General features: G+C 59.9%; 24 protein-coding genes. 11 read left to right on the top strand and 13 right to left on the bottom strand.

Features of this window, described 5'->3' with window-relative positions; translation table 11 throughout:
• Positions 1 to 244: 244 nt before the first annotated feature.
• From pgeF to VNX23_RS18150, 4 genes are all read right to left on the bottom strand, one after another.
• Positions 245 to 1012, bottom strand: a complete 768-nt coding sequence (gene pgeF, locus VNX23_RS18165; RefSeq protein WP_325632244.1) for a peptidoglycan editing factor PgeF — start codon at positions 1010 to 1012, stop codon at positions 245 to 247.
• A gap of 340 nt (positions 1013 to 1352) precedes the next feature.
• Positions 1353 to 2411, bottom strand: a complete 1059-nt coding sequence (locus VNX23_RS18160; protein WP_325632248.1) for a class I SAM-dependent methyltransferase — start codon at positions 2409 to 2411, stop codon at positions 1353 to 1355.
• 56 nt (positions 2412 to 2467) lie between these two features.
• Positions 2468 to 3322, bottom strand: coding sequence for a prolipoprotein diacylglyceryl transferase (gene lgt, locus VNX23_RS18155; RefSeq protein ID WP_325632242.1), 855 nt, complete (start codon positions 3320 to 3322; stop codon positions 2468 to 2470).
• 6 nt (positions 3323 to 3328) lie between these two features.
• Complete coding sequence (locus tag VNX23_RS18150; protein ID WP_325632240.1) at positions 3329 to 4063, bottom strand: dienelactone hydrolase family protein; 735 nt, start codon at positions 4061 to 4063, stop codon at positions 3329 to 3331.
• 185 nt (positions 4064 to 4248) lie between these two features.
• Between VNX23_RS18150 and VNX23_RS18145 the strand changes: the two genes are divergently transcribed.
• The 5 genes from VNX23_RS18145 (at position 4249) to ychF (ending at position 8545) form a co-directional block, all read left to right on the top strand.
• Entirely contained in the window at positions 4249 to 4506 is a 258-nt protein-coding gene (locus VNX23_RS18145; RefSeq protein ID WP_325632239.1) for an accessory factor UbiK family protein, read from the top strand.
• Positions 4507 to 4546: 40 nt separating this feature from the next.
• Positions 4547 to 5149, top strand: a complete 603-nt coding sequence (locus tag VNX23_RS18140) for a YdeI/OmpD-associated family protein (RefSeq protein ID WP_325632237.1) — start codon at positions 4547 to 4549, stop codon at positions 5147 to 5149.
• Positions 5150 to 5868: 719 nt separating this feature from the next.
• A complete protein-coding gene (locus tag VNX23_RS18135) occupies positions 5869 to 6651 on the top strand; it encodes a 50S ribosomal protein L25/general stress protein Ctc (protein WP_325632236.1) in 783 nt (260 codons plus the stop codon).
• Between the two features lie 151 nt (positions 6652 to 6802).
• The gene (gene pth, locus VNX23_RS18130) at positions 6803 to 7408 is read left to right on the top strand and encodes an aminoacyl-tRNA hydrolase (protein WP_325632234.1); all 606 of its coding nucleotides are present in this window, start codon (positions 6803 to 6805) and stop codon (positions 7406 to 7408) included.
• Positions 7409 to 7447: 39 nt separating this feature from the next.
• Positions 7448 to 8545, top strand: a complete 1098-nt coding sequence (ychF, locus tag VNX23_RS18125; RefSeq protein ID WP_325632233.1) for a redox-regulated ATPase YchF — start codon at positions 7448 to 7450, stop codon at positions 8543 to 8545.
• 56 nt (positions 8546 to 8601) lie between these two features.
• On the opposite strand, the gene VNX23_RS18120 is transcribed toward ychF, so the two are convergent.
• Positions 8602 to 8895: a DUF4282 domain-containing protein gene (locus VNX23_RS18120; protein ID WP_325632231.1), complete on the bottom strand. Its 294-nt coding sequence runs from the start codon at positions 8893 to 8895 to the stop codon at positions 8602 to 8604.
• Positions 8896 to 9061: 166 nt separating this feature from the next.
• On the opposite strand from VNX23_RS18120, the gene VNX23_RS18115 reads away from it, so the two are divergent.
• The 3 genes from VNX23_RS18115 to VNX23_RS18105 all read left to right on the top strand — a co-directional run bounded on the left by VNX23_RS18115 (position 9062) and on the right by VNX23_RS18105 (position 10256).
• Positions 9062 to 9535, top strand: a complete 474-nt coding sequence (locus VNX23_RS18115) for a MaoC family dehydratase (RefSeq protein WP_325632229.1) — start codon at positions 9062 to 9064, stop codon at positions 9533 to 9535.
• On the top strand, positions 9532 to 10035 hold the full coding sequence (locus tag VNX23_RS18110) for a MaoC family dehydratase (RefSeq protein WP_325632228.1): 504 nt from the start codon (positions 9532 to 9534) through the stop codon (positions 10033 to 10035). The genes VNX23_RS18115 and VNX23_RS18110 overlap by 4 nt, the downstream gene beginning before the upstream one ends.
• A gap of 62 nt (positions 10036 to 10097) precedes the next feature.
• Entirely contained in the window at positions 10098 to 10256 is a 159-nt protein-coding gene (locus VNX23_RS18105) for a hypothetical protein (protein WP_325632226.1), read from the top strand.
• Positions 10257 to 10315: 59 nt separating this feature from the next.
• Here the strand turns inward: VNX23_RS18105 and VNX23_RS18100 are convergent, their stop codons facing one another.
• From VNX23_RS18100 to VNX23_RS18085, 4 genes are all read right to left on the bottom strand, one after another.
• Positions 10316 to 10474: a hypothetical protein gene (locus VNX23_RS18100; protein ID WP_325632225.1), complete on the bottom strand. Its 159-nt coding sequence runs from the start codon at positions 10472 to 10474 to the stop codon at positions 10316 to 10318.
• A 147-nt stretch (positions 10475 to 10621) separates the two neighbouring features.
• On the bottom strand, positions 10622 to 11029 hold the full coding sequence (locus VNX23_RS18095; protein ID WP_325632223.1) for a hypothetical protein: 408 nt from the start codon (positions 11027 to 11029) through the stop codon (positions 10622 to 10624).
• Positions 11030 to 11187: 158 nt separating this feature from the next.
• Positions 11188 to 12138 carry a hypothetical protein gene (locus VNX23_RS18090; RefSeq protein ID WP_325632222.1) on the bottom strand — a complete coding sequence of 317 codons (951 nt, stop codon included), beginning with the start codon at positions 12136 to 12138 and terminating at the stop codon, positions 11188 to 11190.
• A gap of 149 nt (positions 12139 to 12287) precedes the next feature.
• Positions 12288 to 12719, bottom strand: a complete 432-nt coding sequence (locus VNX23_RS18085) for a nuclear transport factor 2 family protein (protein WP_325632221.1) — start codon at positions 12717 to 12719, stop codon at positions 12288 to 12290.
• A 639-nt stretch (positions 12720 to 13358) separates the two neighbouring features.
• Here VNX23_RS18085 and VNX23_RS18080 point away from each other — a divergent pair.
• The 3 genes from VNX23_RS18080 to VNX23_RS18070 all read left to right on the top strand — a co-directional run bounded on the left by VNX23_RS18080 (position 13359) and on the right by VNX23_RS18070 (position 16874).
• Positions 13359 to 14510, top strand: a complete 1152-nt coding sequence (locus tag VNX23_RS18080) for an alpha/beta fold hydrolase (protein ID WP_325632219.1) — start codon at positions 13359 to 13361, stop codon at positions 14508 to 14510.
• Between the two features lie 1131 nt (positions 14511 to 15641).
• The gene (locus VNX23_RS18075; RefSeq protein ID WP_325632217.1) at positions 15642 to 16106 is read left to right on the top strand and encodes a YybH family protein; all 465 of its coding nucleotides are present in this window, start codon (positions 15642 to 15644) and stop codon (positions 16104 to 16106) included.
• A gap of 603 nt (positions 16107 to 16709) precedes the next feature.
• The gene (locus tag VNX23_RS18070; protein ID WP_325632215.1) at positions 16710 to 16874 is read left to right on the top strand and encodes a hypothetical protein; all 165 of its coding nucleotides are present in this window, start codon (positions 16710 to 16712) and stop codon (positions 16872 to 16874) included.
• Between the two features lie 164 nt (positions 16875 to 17038).
• Here VNX23_RS18070 and VNX23_RS18065 read toward each other — a convergent pair whose 3' ends face one another.
• The 4 genes from VNX23_RS18065 to VNX23_RS18050 all read right to left on the bottom strand — a co-directional run bounded on the left by VNX23_RS18065 (position 17039) and on the right by VNX23_RS18050 (position 19038).
• Positions 17039 to 17314, bottom strand: a complete 276-nt coding sequence (locus tag VNX23_RS18065) for a hypothetical protein (protein WP_325632214.1) — start codon at positions 17312 to 17314, stop codon at positions 17039 to 17041.
• 10 nt (positions 17315 to 17324) lie between these two features.
• Positions 17325 to 17594: a hypothetical protein gene (locus VNX23_RS18060; protein WP_325632212.1), complete on the bottom strand. Its 270-nt coding sequence runs from the start codon at positions 17592 to 17594 to the stop codon at positions 17325 to 17327.
• A gap of 14 nt (positions 17595 to 17608) precedes the next feature.
• Positions 17609 to 18091 carry a DpnI domain-containing protein gene (locus VNX23_RS18055; protein WP_325632211.1) on the bottom strand — a complete coding sequence of 161 codons (483 nt, stop codon included), beginning with the start codon at positions 18089 to 18091 and terminating at the stop codon, positions 17609 to 17611.
• Between the two features lie 68 nt (positions 18092 to 18159).
• On the bottom strand, positions 18160 to 19038 hold the full coding sequence (locus VNX23_RS18050) for a hypothetical protein (protein ID WP_325632209.1): 879 nt from the start codon (positions 19036 to 19038) through the stop codon (positions 18160 to 18162).
• Positions 19039 to 19229 lie beyond the last annotated feature (191 nt).

Raw genomic sequence — 19229 nt, 5'->3', positions numbered from 1 at the left:
CGGCCAGGCCGTCCATCAGCAATGTGCTCTTCCGGAAAGTGTTTCCGGATGCGCTCCCACTGCTCGTCCGTCAGCCGAATCATCTGCCCTTTATAGCCGATCGACTCGGCACCGCAATTTTGAGATAGGTTCTAGTGTGGCGGTTCAGAAGTCCGCAAACGAGGTGTCCGCAAAATGATGCGAACTTCGGAATTAGGACACTAGCGCCCGAAACTGTTTTCTTGCGGAAATGCCCTTCGCGCCGTCAGCTTTCAAGAACAACGGCGTGAACGTGGCGGCCGTAATCCGGCTGCTTGCGATGCACCGAGCGGCGGTAGCTGAAGTACCGCTCGTCGGAATAGGTGTCGACGCCGACATCGTCGACCATGAGCACTCCGGCGCTTTGCAGCCGCTTGCGGATGAAGCCGGCGAGATCGAACATGGCATGGCCCTCGCGCGCGGCGGGAAGAAAGAGTAGGGCGTTCTCCGGGTCGGTCTCGATGAACCGTTCGACGAATTCGTTGCCGACTTCGTAGGAACGCTGGCGGATCAAGGGTCCGATCGCGGCGACGATGCTCGAGCGCTCGGCCCCGAGTTTTTCCATCGCATCGACGGTGGATTCCACGATGCCGGTCAGTGCGCCTTTCCACCCCGCATGGGCCGCGCCGATCACCCGCGCGTTCGGATCGACCAGCAGGATCGGCCCGCAATCGGCCGCGGTGACGCCGACGGCGAGCCCCTCGGTGCGGGTGACGATCGCGTCGGCACGCGGGCGCGATGCGGTGTCCCACGGCGCCGATGCCACCACCGCGTCAGGCGAGTGGACCTGGTATGCCGTGAGCAGATGTTGCGGCCTCACGCCAAGCTGGTGCGCCATTCGCCGGCGATTCTCCGCGACATTGACCGGATCGTCGTTCGAGCCGATGCCACCGTTGAGGCCTGCGTAAACGCCGCCGGAGACGCCGCCCTCGCGGTTGAAGAAGGCGTGACGCAGGCCGGGGACGGCCGACAACAAGGGCGATTCCAGCTTCATGGCGTCAAGTGTCCTGATTCCGAAGTTCGTATCATTGCACGGCATACTCGTTTACGAAGTCCGGAATCAAAGGACACTGGCAAATCTATGATTCTAGTGTGGCTTTTGGTTCAGAAGTACGCATGACGAATTCGCGGCAATAATGACGCGGACTTCTGAACCGAAACATTCGCCGCACTAGAGCTCCGATTTCCGAAGTTCGCAAGCTATTGCGGTGACCTCTGATGCGAACTTCGGAATCAAAGGAGCTCTAGCAACGCTTTAATTCTAGTGCGGCTTTGAATTTGAAGTTCCTATCGCGAACTTGCCGCGATACTGCAGGAACTTCAAATTCGCCGCACTAGGCCTCGGCCTTTGGTGCTTCGTCGGCAAATCCCGCCAGCGACGTGAGGTTCGGTTCCGAGACCGCCAGCACCTTGAACATCTGCCCCATTCCGCCGCGGCCGCCGCCGACCAGCCGCTGCATCGCGCCGGCAATGTCCTCGGCGATCTCAGCGGTAGCCTTGGCCATCAGTGTCATCGCGCGCGTCTCGATGCCGAGGCGCGTGAGGAATTCGCCTTGCGTCACCGGGCCGTGGACGCGTGCACCAAGATCATCGGCGGCGCGCGCCAGCGCCTGGAAATCGACATGCGCGGTGATGTCGGCCTGTCCCGGATTTTTCAATGGATCGGCGAAGGTATGACGGGCGATGGCCTGGAACGTATCGCCCACGTCGCTGCGCACGTGGCCGTAATCGACAAGCAGGGCAGCGCCGTCCTGATCCCGCACCCGGCTCGTGATCCTCATGATCTCGGTATCCGGTCGCCATTCGAACACCGCGCCGAGCGGCGCGGCGCGCACCAGAGGCGACAGCAGCACTTCAAAGCGTGGAATCGGCTCGGCAGCGACGCCGAACGCGAGTTTTCCGCTGTCGTCGACTTCGACGATGCGCTCGTGCCAGCCGGTCTCGCGCTTCACCGCCTGGTGAATCGGCAGCACGTCGAAATACTCGTTGGCGAAGATGATGGCCGGACCATCCGGCACATCATCGATCGTGTCGTGCCAGGAAACGTCGCGCGAGCCCGAAAGCGTCGCTTGCTGCTTCTTGCGCAGCACGGGATTGACCTCGACGAGGTGAATGCTGAGCGCCTGGTAAAGCGGGGGCAGCACGCGCATCGCTCGCATCGCATCCGCCATCATGGTGCCGCGGCCGGGGCCGAGTTCGGTCAATCTCAGTACCGGCGGCGAGCCGATCGCCTTCCACACTGACGCGGCCCAAAGCCCGAGCAACTCGCCGAACATCTGGCTCACCTGGGGTGCGGTGGTGAAGTCGCCTTCGCGCCCCAGCGGATCGCGGGAAAGATAGTAGCCGTGCTGGGGATGCATCAGGCACAGCTCCATGTAACGCCACACCGCCATCGGGCCGGATGATTTGATCAGCTTCTTGATCTCGGACTGGAGCGGCGAATCTTCGGTCACGGCGTTCCTTGAACGGGAGGCGTCGTCTGCCTTTCGGTCTTGCGGCGCCATGCCACCACAACAATGATTGCTCCTGCAATAATCATCGGTAGCGATAGCAACATGCCCATGGTCAGCCCGCCCCATAAAAAGCCGAGCTGAGGATCGGGCTCCCTGAAAAACTCGCCGATGATGCGCGCGATACCGTAGATCGCGATGAAGCTGCCGAGGATCAGGCCGGGCCGCTTCAACGCACCCATCCGGATCATCACTGCCAGGATGGTAAACAAGAGGACACCCTCAAGCGCCGCCTCGTAAAGCTGGCTGGGGTGACGCGGCAGCGGCCCGCCATTGGGAAACACCATGGCCCAGGGCAGGCTTGGGTCGGCCGCGCGGCCCCACAATTCGCTGTTGATGAAGTTGGCGAGCCGTCCGAGAAACAATCCGATCGGCCCCACGGCGGTTGTGATGTCGCCGAGCGACAGGATGGGCAAATTGTTTCTCAGACAGAACAGGATCACGGCGGCGACGCAGCCGAGAAAGCCGCCGTGAAACGACATGCCGCCCTTCCACAGTTCGAAAATTTCCGCCGGATGATGGACGAAGAATGCAGGATTGTAGAACAGCACGTAGCCGGTGCGGCCGCCGACGATAATTCCGATCGTGACCCAGAGGATGAAATCGTCCAGCTGCGGCAGTGAAATCGGCGCCGGTCCGCCCCAGAGTTTTTCGTTCTTGAGCAGGGAACGCGCATAGATCCAGCCCAGCACGATGCCGCCGATATAGGCGAGCGCATACCAGCGGATCGCGAACGGGCCGATCGTGATGGCCACGGGATCGAAAACCGGAAAGGCGATGGTGAGGAGGGGCATTGCGTCTTACGAACAAAGGGTACGTCGATATAATGAAAGCAGCCGCTCCCAATGCCGCTCAGCCGCGTCGCGATCATAAACCGGTCGTTTGGGAAACGCGAAGCCGTGATGGGTGCCGGGATAGATTTCGACCTCTGCGTTGGCGCCTTGCATCGATGCCTTCACTTGTGTGATGACCTCAAGTGGCGCGTAGATATCGGTTTCCGCGCAGGCAAAATAGAGTTCGGCCTTCGTTTTGCCGGTGGCAAGATGCGGACTGTCGGGTTGGTCGGTCACCAGTTGCGTTCCATAGATCGACGCGGCCGCCTTGACGCGATCAGCAAATAGCGTTGCCGCGTTGATCGCATAGCGCCCGCTCATGCAATAGCCGACCGTGCCCACCCGATCGGTGCGCGCGGCAGGCTGGCTTTCGGCGAAGGCAAGAATCGCGCGCGTATCTTCCATGATCAAGGGAATGTTGATCGAGGCCATCAACTGGAACATGCGCTTGCGTTCCGGTGCTTCGGGGTCCGCCGGCAACGGACCAAGCTCCATGACCCCCGAACGATAGTAAAGGTTCGGAAGCATCACGTAATAACCCGAGGTGCCGAGCCGGCGCGCCATATCGCGCAACTCCTCGCGGATCGCGGGTGCGTCCATGTAAAACAGGATGACCGGAAAGGGGCCGCCGCGCTCGGGATGGGTGATGAACGTGGTGGAGTGACCATCCTTGGTCGGGATTTCGATCTGCTGGTCGATCATCGGACGTTTTCGTTTTCCTTGATTGGTTTTCCTTGATTGATGGCGCTTTCGCGAACGCTACCCTACGATTGCAGGGAAACCGGCCTGTGACAAGGCAAGTGGATTTGAATGTAAGGTGGTCTTGAACCGCGCAACCCAGATCGCCATTCTCTGTATACTGTTCAAACCGACCGGAGACTTGAGGGATGACCCAGACCAGCAATCGGTTTTTCGACGAGATCGGGCGTCTGATGAACGATGCGGCCGGAGCCGCCCAGGGCGTCAAGCGTGAGGTCGACACCTTGATGCGAAATCAGGCCGAAAAAATCCTGCGGGACCTCGATGTCGTCAAGCGCGAGGAGTTCGAGGCGGTCAAGGACATGGCGCGGCTGGCGCGCGAGGAAAATGAGGCGCTCAAAGCCCGCATCGCCGCGCTGGAGACGAAGCTCGGCAGCGCCTCATGACACTGACCGATTGAAACGATCAACCCGTCCTTCTCGTCGAATGGCGAAGACCAAGCGCGATCGGCCCATTATTGCGTTTGAATCGCAGCAGGCCTGGAGTGACTGGCTTGCAGCCCAGGCTGCGGATTCGGAGGGTCTTTGGCTCAAGTTGGCGAAGAAGTCCTCCGGCATTGCCAGTGTTTCAAAATCGGAAGCCGTCGATACCGCGCTTTGTCACGGCTGGATCGACGGCCAGCTCGATAGCTTTGACGACAAGTATACGCTCGTCCGCTTCACGCCGCGCCGTCAGGCCAGCAAGTGGTCTGAAAGAAATTGCAGCCGCGCGCTTGAACTGATCAAGCTGGGACGGATGCTGCCCGCCGGCGTGAAGGAGGTCGAACGGGCGCAGAAGGATGGACGTTGGGGGGCTGCCTATGCGCCGCAGAGTACGGCGCAGGTTCCCGATGATCTTCGTATTGCGTTGAAGCCAAACGCCAAGGCCGGGCGTTTTTTTGAAAGCCTGGATCGGGTCAATCGCTTCGCGATCCTTTATCGTATCCACGATGCAAAGAAGCCCGAGACCCGGGCGGCTCGAATCGCGAAATTTGTCGCGATGCTGGCGGCCGGCGAAACCATCCATCCGCGAAAGCGCAAACGGTCATAACGGCCCTTGACACGATTTTGCGCGTGGCGACTGATTTGCCCGTCGTGCCATTGTGTCGCAGGCCATTTCGCTTGTGACGTCGGGCAAATCAGAAGCACTTTTCCGTGCATCCCGTGCCCACCATGAGGGGCGTATCGCGATCGTCACGGACGTTGGGCGCGGGATGCGATGGACTCTGGCGCATCGACTGACGAGCGATGACGCTATGCGGACGGCGAAGTCGTGTGGTTCTGATGTCTCGACGCTGGCATCAAGGTTCTTAAGAAGCTAACGCTTCTCAGGGACGACGGTGACAAGAAAGCCCGATCGCCGGGAAGAGCACGAAAGAAACCGTAAAACCATCGCGCAGGGAATGCCGGATCGTTTCGGCGTACCTGTGGTGACTTAGGCTCATGTGCCTTCTTCATCTGCACATGGGGCCGTGGGTGCGGCTGATCCACCCGGCATTCCCTGCTCCCTCTAACGAGGGACAACGACTGGCAAAACTCGGGCGAAGTTCGTCGCGAGAACGTGAGGCTGTATCCTCATGAGCAGCGATTTTTTCAGCCTTGCCCATCGAGGCCAGAAACTGCGGAAAACCTGGCCAGACTTGTCATTTCGCCCCTTTAGGGCTAGAACCCCGCCACGTTCGCAGCCCCCGCACCCCTGGAGGCTTGCTGCGTACGCCAAAGGGGCCGCAGTGCGGCCTTTAACTTTTTAAAAAACAAGGACTTAAGACCATGGCGACCGTCAAGGAATTGAAGGCGACCGCGCGTCCGAAGAGCGGCAAGGGGGCCGCCCGGGCAGAGCGTCGCGCCGGGAGAGTGCCCGGAGTGATCTACGGCAATAACCAACCCCCCGTAACCATTTCGGTCGACGACGCCGACCTGCGCCAGCGAATTCTGGCCGGCCGCTTTCTCACCACGATTTACGACATCGACCTCGAGGGCAGGAAGCATCGCGTCATTCCGCGTGACTTCCATCTTGACCCGGTGAAGGATTTCCCGATTCACGTCGATTTCATGCGGCTCGGCGAAGGCGCCACCATCCGCATCAGCGTGCCGCTTCACGTGGAGCGGGCTGATGCGTCGCCAGGGGTGAAGCGCGGCGGCACCGTCAACATCGTCACCCACGCCATCGAACTGGAATGCTCGGTCGATAACATCCCGCAATTCGTCGATGCCGACGTCAGCGGGTTAGAGATCGGCTATTCGCTGCATCTGTCCGACATCAAGCTGCCGGCGGGCGTGAAGTCGCTGATGCGCGAGGACGCGACGCTGGTCACCATCGTGCCGCCGTCGGGCTACGCCGAAGAGCAGAAAGCAGCGGCTGCTGCCGCCGCAGCAGCGGCTTTGGCCGGTGCAGTCGCCGCTCCGGGCGCTGCTGCGCCAGCCGCGGGTGCCGCAGCTCCGGCCCCGGGCACGGCACCTTCCGCAGCCCCGGCTGCGCCTGCCGCCGGCGCCGCCGCACCTGCGGCCGCTGCCGCCAAGGCTCCGGCCGCTGGCGGCGACAAGAAGAAATAGTCCGGCATTGCATTTCGCAAGTTCGCCGCCCTGCGGCGGACTCGCGAATGTCGGTTTTCAGCGCGGTATCGGCTCAGAAGTTCTCTTGACGGACTCGCGGAGAAAGTGAAGAGAACTTCTGGTTTGCCGCACGAGCCGGGAATACCGCGTCATGCGACTCTTTGTTGGCCTCGGCAATCCCGGCGCGAAATACGCCAATAACCGGCATAATATCGGCTTCATGGCCGTGGACGAAATCGCACGCCGTCAAGGTTTCGCACCCTGGCGCCGTCGCTTTCAGGGCGCAACTTCAGAAGGCACCCTTGAGCACGAGAAGGTCGTGCTGCTCCGGCCAGCGACCTTCATGAACGAGTCCGGGCGCGCGGTTCAGGAGGCTGCGAATTTCTTCAAGCTGGGCGCGGGCGAAATCATCGTGTTTCAGGACGAAATCGAACTTCCTCCCGCCAAAGTGCGCGTCAAGGTCGGCGGCGGAATCGCCGGTCATAATGGGCTGCGTTCGATCTCGGCGCATATCGGCAACGACTATCGCCGGGTGCGGCTGGGAATCGGTCATCCGGGCGTCAAGGAACTGGTGCACGGGCACGTGCTGTCGGATTTTGCCAAAAGCGACAGGCCGTGGGTCGAGGCGCTGTGTGAGGCGATTGCCGACAATGCCGGCCTGCTGGCGAGCGGCAGGGATTCAACGTTCCAGAACCGGGTGCATCTGGCGATGCAGACACGCGGATTTTTCGAGCGCGATAACGGCGAAACCGTATAAGCGCGGCGCCTTCAGGATTCGGACTTTTCAGGACATATCATGGGTTTCAAATGCGGTATCGTCGGATTGCCCAATGTCGGCAAGTCGACGCTGTTCAATGCGTTGACCGAGACGGCGGCAGCGCAGGCGGCGAATTATCCCTTCTGTACCATTGAGCCGAATGTCGGGGAGGTCGCCGTACCCGATCCCAGACTCGAGAAGCTGGCTGACATCGCCAAATCGGCGCAGATCATCCCGACCAGGCTGACCTTTGTCGATATTGCCGGCCTGGTGCGCGGCGCCTCGAAAGGGGAGGGTCTCGGCAACCAGTTTCTCGCCACGATTCGCGAGGTCGATGCGATCGCCCATGTCGTCCGCTGCTTCGAGGATTCCGATATCACCCATGTCGAAGGCAAGATCGCCCCTCTGGCCGACATCGACACCATCGAGACCGAGCTGATGCTCGCCGATCTCGAAAGCCTCGAGAAGCGCGTCGACAACCTGACCAAAAAGGCCAAAGGCAACGACAAGGAAGCCAAAGAGCAGATCGATCTCGTCAACCGCGCGCTGGTTCTTCTGCGCGAAGGAAAGCCGGCGCGTTTGCTCGAACGCAAGGCGGAAGAGGAGCGCGCCTTCGCCATGCTTGGCCTTTTGACGTCGAAACCCGTGCTGTATGTCTGCAATGTCGAGGAAGCTTCCGCTGCCAAAGGCAACAGGTTTTCAGAAATGGTCGCCGAGCGCGCGAAAACGGAAGGTGCCGTTGCGGTCACTATCTCGGCCAAGATCGAGTCGGAGATCGCAACGCTGTCGCGCGATGAGCGGGTCGAATTTCTCGAGACGCTGGGTCTGGAAGAAGCCGGCCTCGACCGCTTGATCCGCGCCGGCTATCAGCTGTTGGACCTCATCACCTATTTCACCGCCGGCCCGAAGGAAGCCCGTGCCTGGACCATCCATCGCGGCACCAAGGCGCCCGCGGCTGCCGGCGTCATCCATACCGATTTCGAGAAGGGCTTTATCCGCGCCGAAACCATCGCCTACGCCGATTACGTCGCGCTCGGCGGCGAAGCTGGCGCCCGCGATGCCGGCAAGTTACGGCTGGAAGGCAAAGAGTATATCGTCGCCGACGGCGACGTATTGCATTTCAGGTTCAACACGTAGACGAAGCGGTAGGCCGGCCGTCGGCGTGTCGCCATAATGCCGAGGCCGGCCTGGTACTAATGTCCGGCGCCCTGGTCGCGGATCGCGCCAAGATGCTCGTTGATGCGAAATATGATCAGGATCAATTCGGCCGAGATGCGCGAGAAGATGATGCCGACAATGACGCCGGCGATCGAGGACAATATCTGGATGAATCCGCCGAACGGGCTGATCGCCATCGAGGCGAGCCCCGAAAAGATGCCGCCGATGCCGAAAAGCCCGATTAACGCGATGACCAGCCAGTAAAACGTCTTGATGATGGTGGGCGTGATGAAACGGTCCCACTGAAAAAGATCCTGAAAGTCGAACATCCGTGGTTCTCCCGGCAAGTCGAATGATTCGCGCGCGACCATCCCTTCGACAAAGGGCTAGCTCCGATCGTCGGTTCGGGCAAGTCGGGGACGAGCCATGCGGGCGGGATGGTTGAGATCGCGGCAAACTGCGGCCACAATCGGGACCCCTCCAATTATTCGCGTTATGACGATGCTTTCATTTGAAGATTTCAAGCTCGGCCATCTCGGCAGGTTCGGACCGCGCCGCGTCACGCGCGAGGAAATCCTCGCCTTTGCCGCCGACTTCGATCCCCAGCCCATGCATCTCGACGAAGAGGCTGCCTCGCGTTCGATGTTGAAAGGGCTGTCCGGTTCGGGCTGGCATCTCTGCTCGATTATCATGCGGATGATGTTCGACGGCTTTATCGGCCGTACCGCGTCGCTGGGCTCGCCCGGGGTTAACGAGCTGCGCTGGCTGGCGCCGCTTCGGCCGGGTGACGAAATCACGCTCGACGTCGAAGTGACGGAAGCGCGGGTCTCCGGCAGCCGTCCGGCCACCGGCATCATCATGTTCAAGGCGGTGGCGAGCAATGCCTCCGGTCAGGCGTTGTGCGAAATGGTCTCGCCCATCATTGTGAAGAGGCGCGGTGACATCGCCCCGGGGCATGCGGCACGATGAACTTCTTCGAAGACATCAAGATCGGGCAACGACGTGAACTGGGCTCCTTCAGCTTTACCGCCGAGGCCATCAAGAAGTTCGCGGCCGAGTTCGATCCACAGCGCTTTCATCTCGATGAGGAGGAAGGCCGCCGCTCGCTGTTCGGCGGACTCGCCGCGTCAGGCTGGCATGTCGGATCGGCCTGCATGAAACTTCTGGTGGTTGAGGGTCAGCGCCTGGCGAGGGAGGCGGCTGCGCGCGGCGAAGAAGTCGCGACCTGGGGGCCTTCTCCGGGATTTCGCGAACTGCGCTGGATCAGGCCGGTGCTGGCGGGCGACACGATCAGCTTCGCGACCGAGGTCAGGTCGCTGCGCCCGTCCTCGAGAAAACCCGAATGGGCCGTCGTGGAAGCGCGCCATACCGGCACCAACCAGCGCGGCGAGTTGGTATTTTCGGTATTGGCGACAGCCTTTGTGCCGCGGCGGCACAGCCGAACGGGGACGAGACCGGCTGCTCGCTAACTCATTTTGAACCTGTGCCTGTCAAACAGGAGGACATCGGGACGATTTGAGGGGACGAGACCATGGCCGACCGCCGCGGATTGAAATTCGTGGGCTTTATCTTCGCCAGCATCACGCTGACGGTCACGCTCGTGACCGGGGTGGTCGTGAAGGGCTACGCGGATGGCGATTATTCGCTGGAGAGCGAGCCGGCGGCGGTGCAGACGGTCAGCATTCGCTAACCAAGATTGCGGATACCGGGCATTGTCCGCGTAAAACACGCGGAAATCTTCGCAAGAAATCAGCGGCTCCAGATCAGCGCCAGCGCCAATATCGCCGCCAGCAACAATCCGACAAAGCGGACGATGATACTGCCCATGTTCTGGGGCGGTCTTCGCATGGAAATCGGATCGCTCTTGTCGGGCCGAACGCTCTTGATGTCGGGCCGAACGCTCTTCATGCAGGTGGTTCCCCGATCGGCCGCCGTGTGGCGGCACCTGCAATTGGTCGTGGCCTGGCGCCGGGAGGTTCATGATCATATTAATAAAGTCATTCCGGGCGGTCGTCGGACCATCCCGGAATGACAAGGCCAAGCAGCAAAATCAGATCAGGCGTTGCGAAGTCCGTCCGCGGCATGCTTCCATTGCGCGACGTTGTCGGCGATCATGCGGGTGGATTTCATCGCGGTCTGGCTGAGCTGGGCATAGCCCGAGATTTCGCGCTGTACGCGCTGGCCCTCGGCATGCAGAAGGTCTCGCAGGCCTTCGAGTTCGGAAATCAGGTTGTCGATCTCCGCAAGCGACGTTCCTGCCACGCGCTGGATCAGCGAATTGACGTTGTTGACGGCGGCTTCCGCGCCATGCTCGGCTGCGCCATCGATGCCCGGGCCGGAACGGCGCAAATAGGCAACGTCGTTGCGAACGAAATCGCGGATGCCGGCTTCGACCTCCGAGGCTGCAACAAGATCATTGCCCTCGTCGGTCTCGTCAATCTTCTCGGAACGAAGGATACTCATCGTATATTTCCCCTGTTACGCATTTTCTAGCGAGCGCGGTTATCTTTCCGCACCGCAACTACCGGCGGCATCTGGACGTTCCGATTTTGACCGGATCGCGGCCATTATGGGGCAATGACCTGATCATTTCGCGGGAATATCGATGGTCCTGTCGGGGTTTACCAGCTCTGCTTGAAGGTGCCGCTGATGCTCTTGTTGGAAGCCCCTAGGGGCGTCTCGCTGATCGAGCCGGAGACGCTGACGCCGCCGAACAGCTTCTGTTCGGCGCCAATCTTGCGCAGCCATTTGTCGTCGGTGGAGGAGAGACTCTGGCCGGCGCTGACGCTCGTACCGCTGTCGCTCATGTTCAGCGTCGCCGATTGCCCGGTCTCGAAGTTTCGCGCTCGCTGACCGGCGCCACCGGGTACCGGAACGACCCCCTGCTGGATCAGATTGTAGCCGTTCTGCAGGGTAAGCGAATATTGCTCGCCGAGTTCGAGCGATTTGCTCAAGGAAGTGCCAAGCCTGGTCTGGTCCTGGGAGGGATCGAGGCGGGCTTCTACTGCCGTCTTGTCCCAAAGCGAACCGGCACCGGGAGCCGTGATCGTCGCCCATGCCGTCCCGCCCGATTGCGGCTCGTTTCCGCCGTTGAGCGCTTTCTCCGAAAGCAACTCCGACAGAGTCGTCGGTTGACGGACCAGGGTCATGTCCGCGCCGACCTTGGCATCTCCGTACGCCGACACCGATTGCTTCACCGAAACCGCCGATCCATTCGGCCGATCCCGCGATGACCAGATCAGCCCATCATTCGCGCCTGCGCGCGGGCCCAGCCGGGGTTTCAACTCCGCTGGCGTGGTCACCAGGGTAGAGGCATCGACGTTGAGCTGGCTCCAGTCGAGCTCCAGATCCTTGATGTCAACTTCCTTGATCTCGACCTCCTTGATGTCGATCTCCTTGGCGTCGGCCGCCTTGGCGTCGACGTCGTCGGGCCGGGCGCCGGCCTCCTTTTCCACAGCCGGATTGTCTGCCTCCTCCGTCGCCGGCACGGCCTGGGCACGCGCCGGCGCCGAGCCGATCAAAACCGCCAAGGCCAAAAAACCGGCCCAGCGGAAACCTGTCCTGAAAGTCATAACCTGCCCGCCCGCCATACCCCGACGTTGAACGCCGGATTATGACCTCGATTCCACCGCGGGCACCGGTCAAGTTCTGGTGAAGCCTCGTGCATCTTTGCCGCGGGCAGCGACGGCCTTCGCGCCTGACTGACCGGAGGCGAATGCCGCTATGCGATCCTCGGCAGATGGATGGGATGCCCGAGCGCCTGTTCGACGAGATCGAAGGTATCGACCAGGACGCGGAGCCTTGCCAGCCGGCCGGCCCTGAACTGCGCGAAATGCGCGACCCGCAGGCTCACCGGCTTGTTCGCATCCAGCATGGTCAGCGAAAAGCGCAACATCGAGGCCGCCGTCTCTGCGCCCAGCATGATCGACTCGCGGTCGAAGCGGTGGACTCTAACGTTGTCGGCGATCTGCCTGATCACCTCGAGCACGGCAGCCTTGCCATGGCGGGCGCCGAAGAACGGGAACATGTCGATCGGGCCGTAGATCGCCCAATCGATTTCGTCGTCGATCAACGCCTCGAGATCTTCGCGCTGGCGTTCGTTGATGGCGCGATGGAACGCGCGTGAGAAACGCCAGAGGCTGTGCTCCGTCATGATATCACTTTCTGAACTGGATTTTTTTCAAATCAGCGGCCTGCCCTGACGGACGTCATCATCGACGCCTAGTGCCGCCTATTTGAAGTTCCTGCATCACAAGCCGCGAGTTCTATCCAGGAACTTCAAATAGAAAAGCGGCACTAGAAATCATTGATTTGCCAGTGCCCATAACTTTCCGAAGTTCGTGAGAGGTGCGTGCTGAGGCGTAGCACGAACTTCGGAAAGTAGGCACTGGGCCACCGAGGCTGCACTGGTATCTGGTATTTGTTATTTGAAGCTTCAAGTAATCGGATTCTGCGAAAACGCAAGCGCTATTTTGCACTGCATGTCTGCTGATCGACGTCCGGCCCTTGAAGCTGAAACCCCGTGTTTGGTCGCAGCTGCCGGCGAAAAGGTTCAAGGTTCCCGCGTTGAAATGTCGTCTCCTTGAGCCTGCTTCGGTGGCTTTGCGAAACTTCGCCACGGCAATGGCGCATATTTCCAAATGCTTTTTCTCCCAAATGCGTCTTTGGCGCCTGAGAGGGGCGCTCGATCCCGCCGATGGATCTCTGGCCGCTTCACAGCGCTCGGTCATGGCCTTATCGTCAATTTAGTGGAGTGGATTTGACATCCGCTCCGATATGGGGAGAAACGCGCGTGAAACGACCTGCACATCTCGTTGTCTTGAATCTTCCAACTCTTCTGCTTGCTCTTTTCTTCAGTCTTTCCCTGGCGCTGCCGCTGTCGTTGCCGATAGCAGCGCATACGCAGCAACAGCCGCCGCACCAGCTTTTCGGCGAAGGCGACCTCAAGCTTGAAAGCGGCGAAGTGATCAGGGATTTCTCGATCTCCTACGTCACCCACGGCAAGCTCAACGACAAAAAATCCAATGCCATCCTGATGGTGACGGCACTCGGCGGCAATCATCACCGCATCGATTTCCTGATCGGTCCGGGCAAGGCGCTCGACACCGACAGATATTTCATCATCTGCGCCGATGCGATCGGCAACGGGTTCTCGACCTCGCCGAGCAATTCGAAGGCGCAGCCGCGCATGAGCTTTCCCAAATACGCCATCCGCGACATGGTGGAATCGCAGTATCGCCTCTTGAAGGAAAAATTCGGCATCGAGCACGTCTTCGCCGTGGTCGGCCCGTCGATGGGCGGCATGCAGGCGCTGCAATGGGGCGTGAGCCATCCCGACTTCATGGACGCGCTGGTGGCGATGGTGCCGCTCGCGAAGACGCCGGCCTGGAGCGTCGCGGTGGTGGAAGCCTCGCGCAAGGCGATCATGAACGACCCGGCCAGGAAGGACGGCAATTACGACTCCCCGCCGGAGAAAGGCGTGCGGCTGTGGCGCGACATTCTCAATCTGTTGTCGGCGCGCACACCCGACATGTATTCGGCGCAGTTCAAGAACGGCATCGACGCGCTGTCCTGGATGGAAGCGCAGGAGACCGCGGCGCTGAAAGCGTTCGACGCCAACGACTATATCTTCCAGACCTGGGCCTATGAGCGGCACGACGTCGGCACCACACCCGGATTTGGCGGCGACACTGCCGGGGCGTTGGCCTCGATCAAGGCCAAGACCCTGATCCTCACCGGCACCAAGGACCTGCTCAATCCGGAATTCGAGCCGCTCGAGGCCGGCAAGAATATCAAGGGCGTCAGGATGGTCACGATCTCGCCGGGCACGGTCACCGGTCACGCCTCGGCCGGCGGCTTCAACCCGGCCGATGTGGAGTTTCTCAACCGCGAGATCACGGGCTTTCTCGATGCGGTGACGGAAGGCGGCAAGAAGGTGAATTGAGGCGCTCATAAGTTGCGAACGATCGTCATGGCCGGGCTAAAGCGCGAAGCGCGTCTTCGCACTAGATGTCCCGGCCATCTACGTCTTTGCATCCCGACGAAGAAGAAAGACGTGGATGCCCGGCACAAGGCCGGGCATGACAAGGGGAGACACTTCCTTCTTCGTCATTCCGGGGCACGCGAAGCGTGAACCCGGAATCTCGAGATTCCGGGTCTAGTCCTTCGGACCATCCCGGAATGACGTGGCCAATAACAGACAAACCTCCGCATTCCCGCGGCGGAAATCCACCCGGGCTGTGCATCGTTCGTGTCCCTCAAAAACAGAGGGCGCAGGGAATGCTGGGCGCTTGGACAGCGCCCGCAGCCTCGCGTGCGAAACAAAAAAGCACACGAGATAGTCACCACGGGTCCGCCGAAACGAGCCGGCATTCCCTGCGCGAATGGTTTTAACGGCTTACTTCGTGCTCTTCCCGGTGATCGGGCTTTGTCACCGTCGCCGGCGCGATGCGAAAGCATCGTCGCCAACTTGACGCCAGCGTCGAGACGTCAGAACCACACGACTTCGCCGTCCGCGTCGGTGCGCTTCGTCTCGCGCACGGTCGCGTCCACCGCATCCCGCCCCAACGTCCGTGACGATCGCGATACGCCCCTCATGCGGGACGGGATGGGCCGAGGATGCTGGTGATTTGGGTGAGACGCGAAGCAAATTATTTTTGCAGCAAGGACTGGACAGTAGACTCAGCGTTGATCGGGTTTGGGAAATTGGATTTTTGGTGCACGCGGATTTTGCGTCATTCCGGGTCGATGCGATAGCATCGAACCCGGAATCCATTCCCCCACACAATCTGCGGCGCGATGGATTCCGGGCTCGCGCTCACGCGCGCCCGGAATGACGGCTCTCGTGTTGCGCGGAGGGGCGGCAAATGCCAAGCAAATGCTGCAGCACTGATTGTCTCGTGTCCCGGACGCGACGCGGTGCAGCGCGTTTACGCGCATCTTCGACGCGCTATGGTACCGCTTCGCAAAGCCGGGACCTATGATCAGACGCGTTATGATCAGACACGTGGGCCCCGGATCAGCAGCGCAACACTTCGCGTTGCGCAGCATCCGGGGCACGAACACGGAGCACGCCATGGACGCCTTGCCGATCGCGAACGCGGAAATCACGCGCTTCTTCCGCGACTGGCTTGAAACCTTCGCTGGCTTCGTCCGCGAGGTCGACTACGCCTCGGCGCGGCCGCTGTTCCATCCGGACGTACTTGCCTTCGGCACGCACAACGACGTCATCCCCGGGCTCGACCAATGGGTGGCGACGCAATGGGACAATGTCTGGCCGAAGACCACCGACTTCCGTTTCGTGCTTGAGCAGACGCAGGTCTTGGCGTCCCTCGATGGTCGGATGGCGGTGGTGATCTCGCCGTGGACGAGCACCGGGTATCATGCCGATGGCCAACCGTTCCCGCGCCCCGGCCGCGCCACCATGGTTTTTACCAGGAACGGCGATGGCGATGGTTGGCTTTGCACGCATTCCCACATGTCGCTCAATCGCGGTGTGCCGCAGGCGAGCCATGCCGACCGACCGGTGAAGGCGCGGTGAGGGTAGCGGGCAACGACTTTCGCTCCCTCCCCCCTTGTGGGGGAGGGTTGGGGAGGGGGTAGTTTCGGCCAAAGCCCGTGCATGACGACCGCCCGTCATTGCGAGGAGCGAAAGCGACGAAGCAATCCAGAATCTTTTCGCGGCCCGACTGGATTGCTTCGCGGAGCCTGTCATCGGGCGCGCGTTCGCGCGACCCGTCGGCTCGCAATGACGGGCGTTGGCTCGAACTGACGAGTGGGGCAGGGTCATGGCCGGGCTTCGTCCCGGCCATCCACGTCTTTGCATCTCGACGAAGAAAGACGTGGATGCGCGGGTCAAGCCCGCGCATGACGATGTGGGGAGATCGCGCTTTCTTTTTCCTGTCATTCCTGGGCGCCGCGACAGCGGCGAACCCGGCATCTGTCCTGGCGGACCCGGAACCCCTGGAAGATTGGCGGTTGCCGACCCAGGCGCGGCACAGTCCTTGCACGGAAAGCGGATGGAATGTGTTCGATATTGAAGCGGGGGCTCGCCGCGCAATGTGATCATGAGCACCCGCTGAAGCTGGATTTTGAATCGCGTCGCGCCCGAGGCGCGGACGCTTACCCGCGGTTAAGGAACGACATGGCCGATATCATCAGATTGATCCCGAAATCCGAGTTCGAGCGGGCTCGCCTGATTCGAGAAGCTCGCGCGATCTATGACAGCATCTTTCCGCCTGACGATGCTGGTGGGGAGCAGGGCGATGCCCGGCCGAGCCAGGAGACGCAACCGGGCGAAAAAAATTAAGTCGACCCGATAGAAACGACCAAAGGAAGACGTGGATGCGCGGCTAAAGCCCGCGCATGACGATGTGGAGAGGTCGTGCTTCTTTTACTCGTCATTCCGGGGCGCCGCGATCACGGCGGCGAACCCGGAATCTCCAGTCATTGGTACGCTAGGACCGATCGTACTCACCCGTCCGAGCTTAGAAATTCCAGCGCCTTCTCGCGCGAGGGGAAGCGTCCGAGCTCGCGGTAGTCAGGATCGTGTTCAGCCGTCTCAGGCGACCATAGTACGACGAATTCCTTGCCTTCCTCTTCAATGATCGTCGTCAGTTCCTCGCTCTTATAAGGCGTCATATCGCGCGCCCCACAATGCGGGCATTCGTCGTCGCACATGCAGGACCACTCGTCGGCCCACCGACGCCGACAGCGGTCGCATTTGTAAAGGTTGAGAAACCAGGCCATGCGGGATCTCCTAAGATCGCAAGCGATAGTTGCCACGCGAGACGAAATCAATAAATCCACGATCGCGCAAATATTGAAGCTGCTGACGTATCTTTGGTTTGACGTTCTGATTGCCGGGATAGAGGTCGCCAAGATGGCGCTCGAACGCATAGACTTCGTCAAGGGTGAAGTCGCGCTTCCCCAGCGATTCCACACATTTCATGACGTCGAGCAGCCATCCGCGCGTTTCCGGAGATTCATTCCGGAGGAACAGCGTTTTCTGCCATTCGGCAAGGACCAATTCTTTCGGCCGAACTATCCCACTCTGCACGATATGAATCTTCCCGGACTCGGGACCCGTTCGAGCAGGATTTTCGAACCGACCCATCCGGCCCGACGCGCCGTTGCGGAGAGTGGCTTTCGTTCCTCGATGATCTCGCGAACGAAGAAGTGCTTTGGCACGATAAACAGGTTCACGACCGCAAGAGATTTGAGGTCGTAGTTCATGAGCAGAAGGTTGGGATTGTTGCTTGCTGCCAGCCGTTCGCATTTGGTCTTAAATTCTCCATCCAGAACCTTCGAGCCAAATCTTCCTTTCTGGCTCTTTAGCTCGAACTCCTCGGCGCACGACGTACAGAGGAAATCGGCGAGAGGGCTGTTGTTGGGAAATTGCGACATCTTCGCGTTGCCGCAGTGGGGGCAGTACGCCTGCGTGCTCACCCAGGCTTCGGTCCAAGCGCGGGCGCTTTGCGAACGGCTCGTGTACGCCGATTGGGATTCTTCGAAGCCGAGTTTCATTATGCGGGCATTTGCGCTCTACAACTACCGGAGGAAATATATACCTCGCTTGGGGGGCGAACAATGAGCTACCGAAATTTGCCTTCGGAAGAGAAGAGTGGAGCCAAAATGGGGACCGATCCGAAATGGCATCTTGGGTTGTCATATCCCCTTACGCGACCAGTCGCGTCTACCTGTCTCCTATCCTTGCCGAGATAATGCACAGACCGATGATCTAAGTCCGAATCACCCGTAAATGCGAGTGACGAAAGATGGCTTCGACGCTCACTGGTGAACGCGTGTCGAGCTAGCGTTCTAAAGAAATCATCGGCCCAATGCGGGGTATTATCGATCTCCCCTGGTTCGAGGCCTTGCAGATGGAGCCAAAGTAGAGCGGGACGCCGCTTGCTAAATTGTCGTTCGCAGGTCGTACTAATAAGCTTCATAATTTTCTTTACTTGTTGATTTGGTCTCACGGGGATCAAATTGCAGAAAATCAATTCTTCGCTTCGCCGGATAAAATATCCATAATCGCCCTCACGAGTGCGAATTGCGTTGAAGGTTGTTTGTAGCCATTCTTCGCTTTGCGTCTCCGGGAAACGTGCAAAGAATTGTTCAAGAGAACTCGTTTTTACTTCAATCCGCAATGACTCTGAGCGGAAGTCTTCCATTCGAAAATAACTTTCAAGGACGTGACGCTTAATAACGTCCACACCTCCCGCATCTTGGCTTTGTCCGGGGAGTTCTATTCGAATTGTAGTCAAACAGAGTGGATAACGCTGCCGTAGCTCGCGGCTCAAACGAGACATCAGTCGGGCTGCTAATTCATAGGAGACGCCGAGTCCGATCTCGGGGGATAGGCATTTGCTCTCGACTTCTACTTCGACGCCAGCACGCTCTCCGATAAAGTCGGAGCCGGGATCGCCGCAAAAGCCGAAATGGGTAATGTTCCAGCCAAATCCAACCAAGTTTTGGACGGTTCTGAATTCGTGATCGAGGTGACACAGACGGCCGTTTGGAAGGATTTCAGAGATTACCCTGCGTCGAAACACTCGGGCTTTGTTCTCAGAAAGCTGTCTCTTAATTTGAACACAAGCAGTGACGAACGAGTAGGCATCATAGATAGTCTTATCCTTTGGATACCATAGCTTGCGGGTCG

Origin of the sequence: Bradyrhizobium sp. (genome assembly GCF_035570375.1) — a bacterium.
Classification (GTDB): domain Bacteria; phylum Pseudomonadota; class Alphaproteobacteria; order Rhizobiales; family Xanthobacteraceae; genus Bradyrhizobium.
This window is presented reverse-complemented; position numbering and strand designations above follow the sequence as displayed.

What these genes read in the sequence shown, in the direction of transcription:
- pgeF (WP_325632244.1), bottom strand. Translation starts at nt 1,012, where the DNA reads ATGAAGCTGGAATCGCCCTTGTTGTCGGCCGTCCCCGGCCTGCGTCAC.
- VNX23_RS18160 (WP_325632248.1), bottom strand. Translation starts at nt 2,411, where the DNA reads ATGGCGGTGTGGCGTTACATGGAGCTGTGCCTGATGCATCCCCAGCAC.
- lgt (WP_325632242.1), bottom strand. Translation starts at nt 3,322, where the DNA reads ATGCCCCTCCTCACCATCGCCTTTCCGGTTTTCGATCCCGTGGCCATC.
- VNX23_RS18150 (WP_325632240.1), bottom strand. Translation starts at nt 4,063, where the DNA reads ATGATCGACCAGCAGATCGAAATCCCGACCAAGGATGGTCACTCCACC.
- VNX23_RS18145 (WP_325632239.1), top strand. Translation starts at nt 4,249, where the DNA reads ATGACCCAGACCAGCAATCGGTTTTTCGACGAGATCGGGCGTCTGATG.
- VNX23_RS18140 (WP_325632237.1), top strand. Translation starts at nt 4,547, where the DNA reads ATGGCGAAGACCAAGCGCGATCGGCCCATTATTGCGTTTGAATCGCAG.
- VNX23_RS18135 (WP_325632236.1), top strand. Translation starts at nt 5,869, where the DNA reads ATGGCGACCGTCAAGGAATTGAAGGCGACCGCGCGTCCGAAGAGCGGC.
- pth (WP_325632234.1), top strand. Translation starts at nt 6,803, where the DNA reads ATGCGACTCTTTGTTGGCCTCGGCAATCCCGGCGCGAAATACGCCAAT.
- ychF (WP_325632233.1), top strand. Translation starts at nt 7,448, where the DNA reads ATGGGTTTCAAATGCGGTATCGTCGGATTGCCCAATGTCGGCAAGTCG.
- VNX23_RS18120 (WP_325632231.1), bottom strand. Translation starts at nt 8,895, where the DNA reads ATGTTCGACTTTCAGGATCTTTTTCAGTGGGACCGTTTCATCACGCCC.
- VNX23_RS18115 (WP_325632229.1), top strand. Translation starts at nt 9,062, where the DNA reads ATGACGATGCTTTCATTTGAAGATTTCAAGCTCGGCCATCTCGGCAGG.
- VNX23_RS18110 (WP_325632228.1), top strand. Translation starts at nt 9,532, where the DNA reads ATGAACTTCTTCGAAGACATCAAGATCGGGCAACGACGTGAACTGGGC.
- VNX23_RS18105 (WP_325632226.1), top strand. Translation starts at nt 10,098, where the DNA reads ATGGCCGACCGCCGCGGATTGAAATTCGTGGGCTTTATCTTCGCCAGC.
- VNX23_RS18100 (WP_325632225.1), bottom strand. Translation starts at nt 10,474, where the DNA reads ATGAAGAGCGTTCGGCCCGACATCAAGAGCGTTCGGCCCGACAAGAGC.
- VNX23_RS18095 (WP_325632223.1), bottom strand. Translation starts at nt 11,029, where the DNA reads ATGAGTATCCTTCGTTCCGAGAAGATTGACGAGACCGACGAGGGCAAT.
- VNX23_RS18090 (WP_325632222.1), bottom strand. Translation starts at nt 12,138, where the DNA reads ATGACTTTCAGGACAGGTTTCCGCTGGGCCGGTTTTTTGGCCTTGGCG.
- VNX23_RS18085 (WP_325632221.1), bottom strand. Translation starts at nt 12,719, where the DNA reads ATGACGGAGCACAGCCTCTGGCGTTTCTCACGCGCGTTCCATCGCGCC.
- VNX23_RS18075 (WP_325632217.1), top strand. Translation starts at nt 15,642, where the DNA reads ATGGACGCCTTGCCGATCGCGAACGCGGAAATCACGCGCTTCTTCCGC.
- VNX23_RS18070 (WP_325632215.1), top strand. Translation starts at nt 16,710, where the DNA reads ATGGCCGATATCATCAGATTGATCCCGAAATCCGAGTTCGAGCGGGCT.
- VNX23_RS18065 (WP_325632214.1), bottom strand. Translation starts at nt 17,314, where the DNA reads ATGGCCTGGTTTCTCAACCTTTACAAATGCGACCGCTGTCGGCGTCGG.
- VNX23_RS18055 (WP_325632211.1), bottom strand. Translation starts at nt 18,091, where the DNA reads ATGAAACTCGGCTTCGAAGAATCCCAATCGGCGTACACGAGCCGTTCG.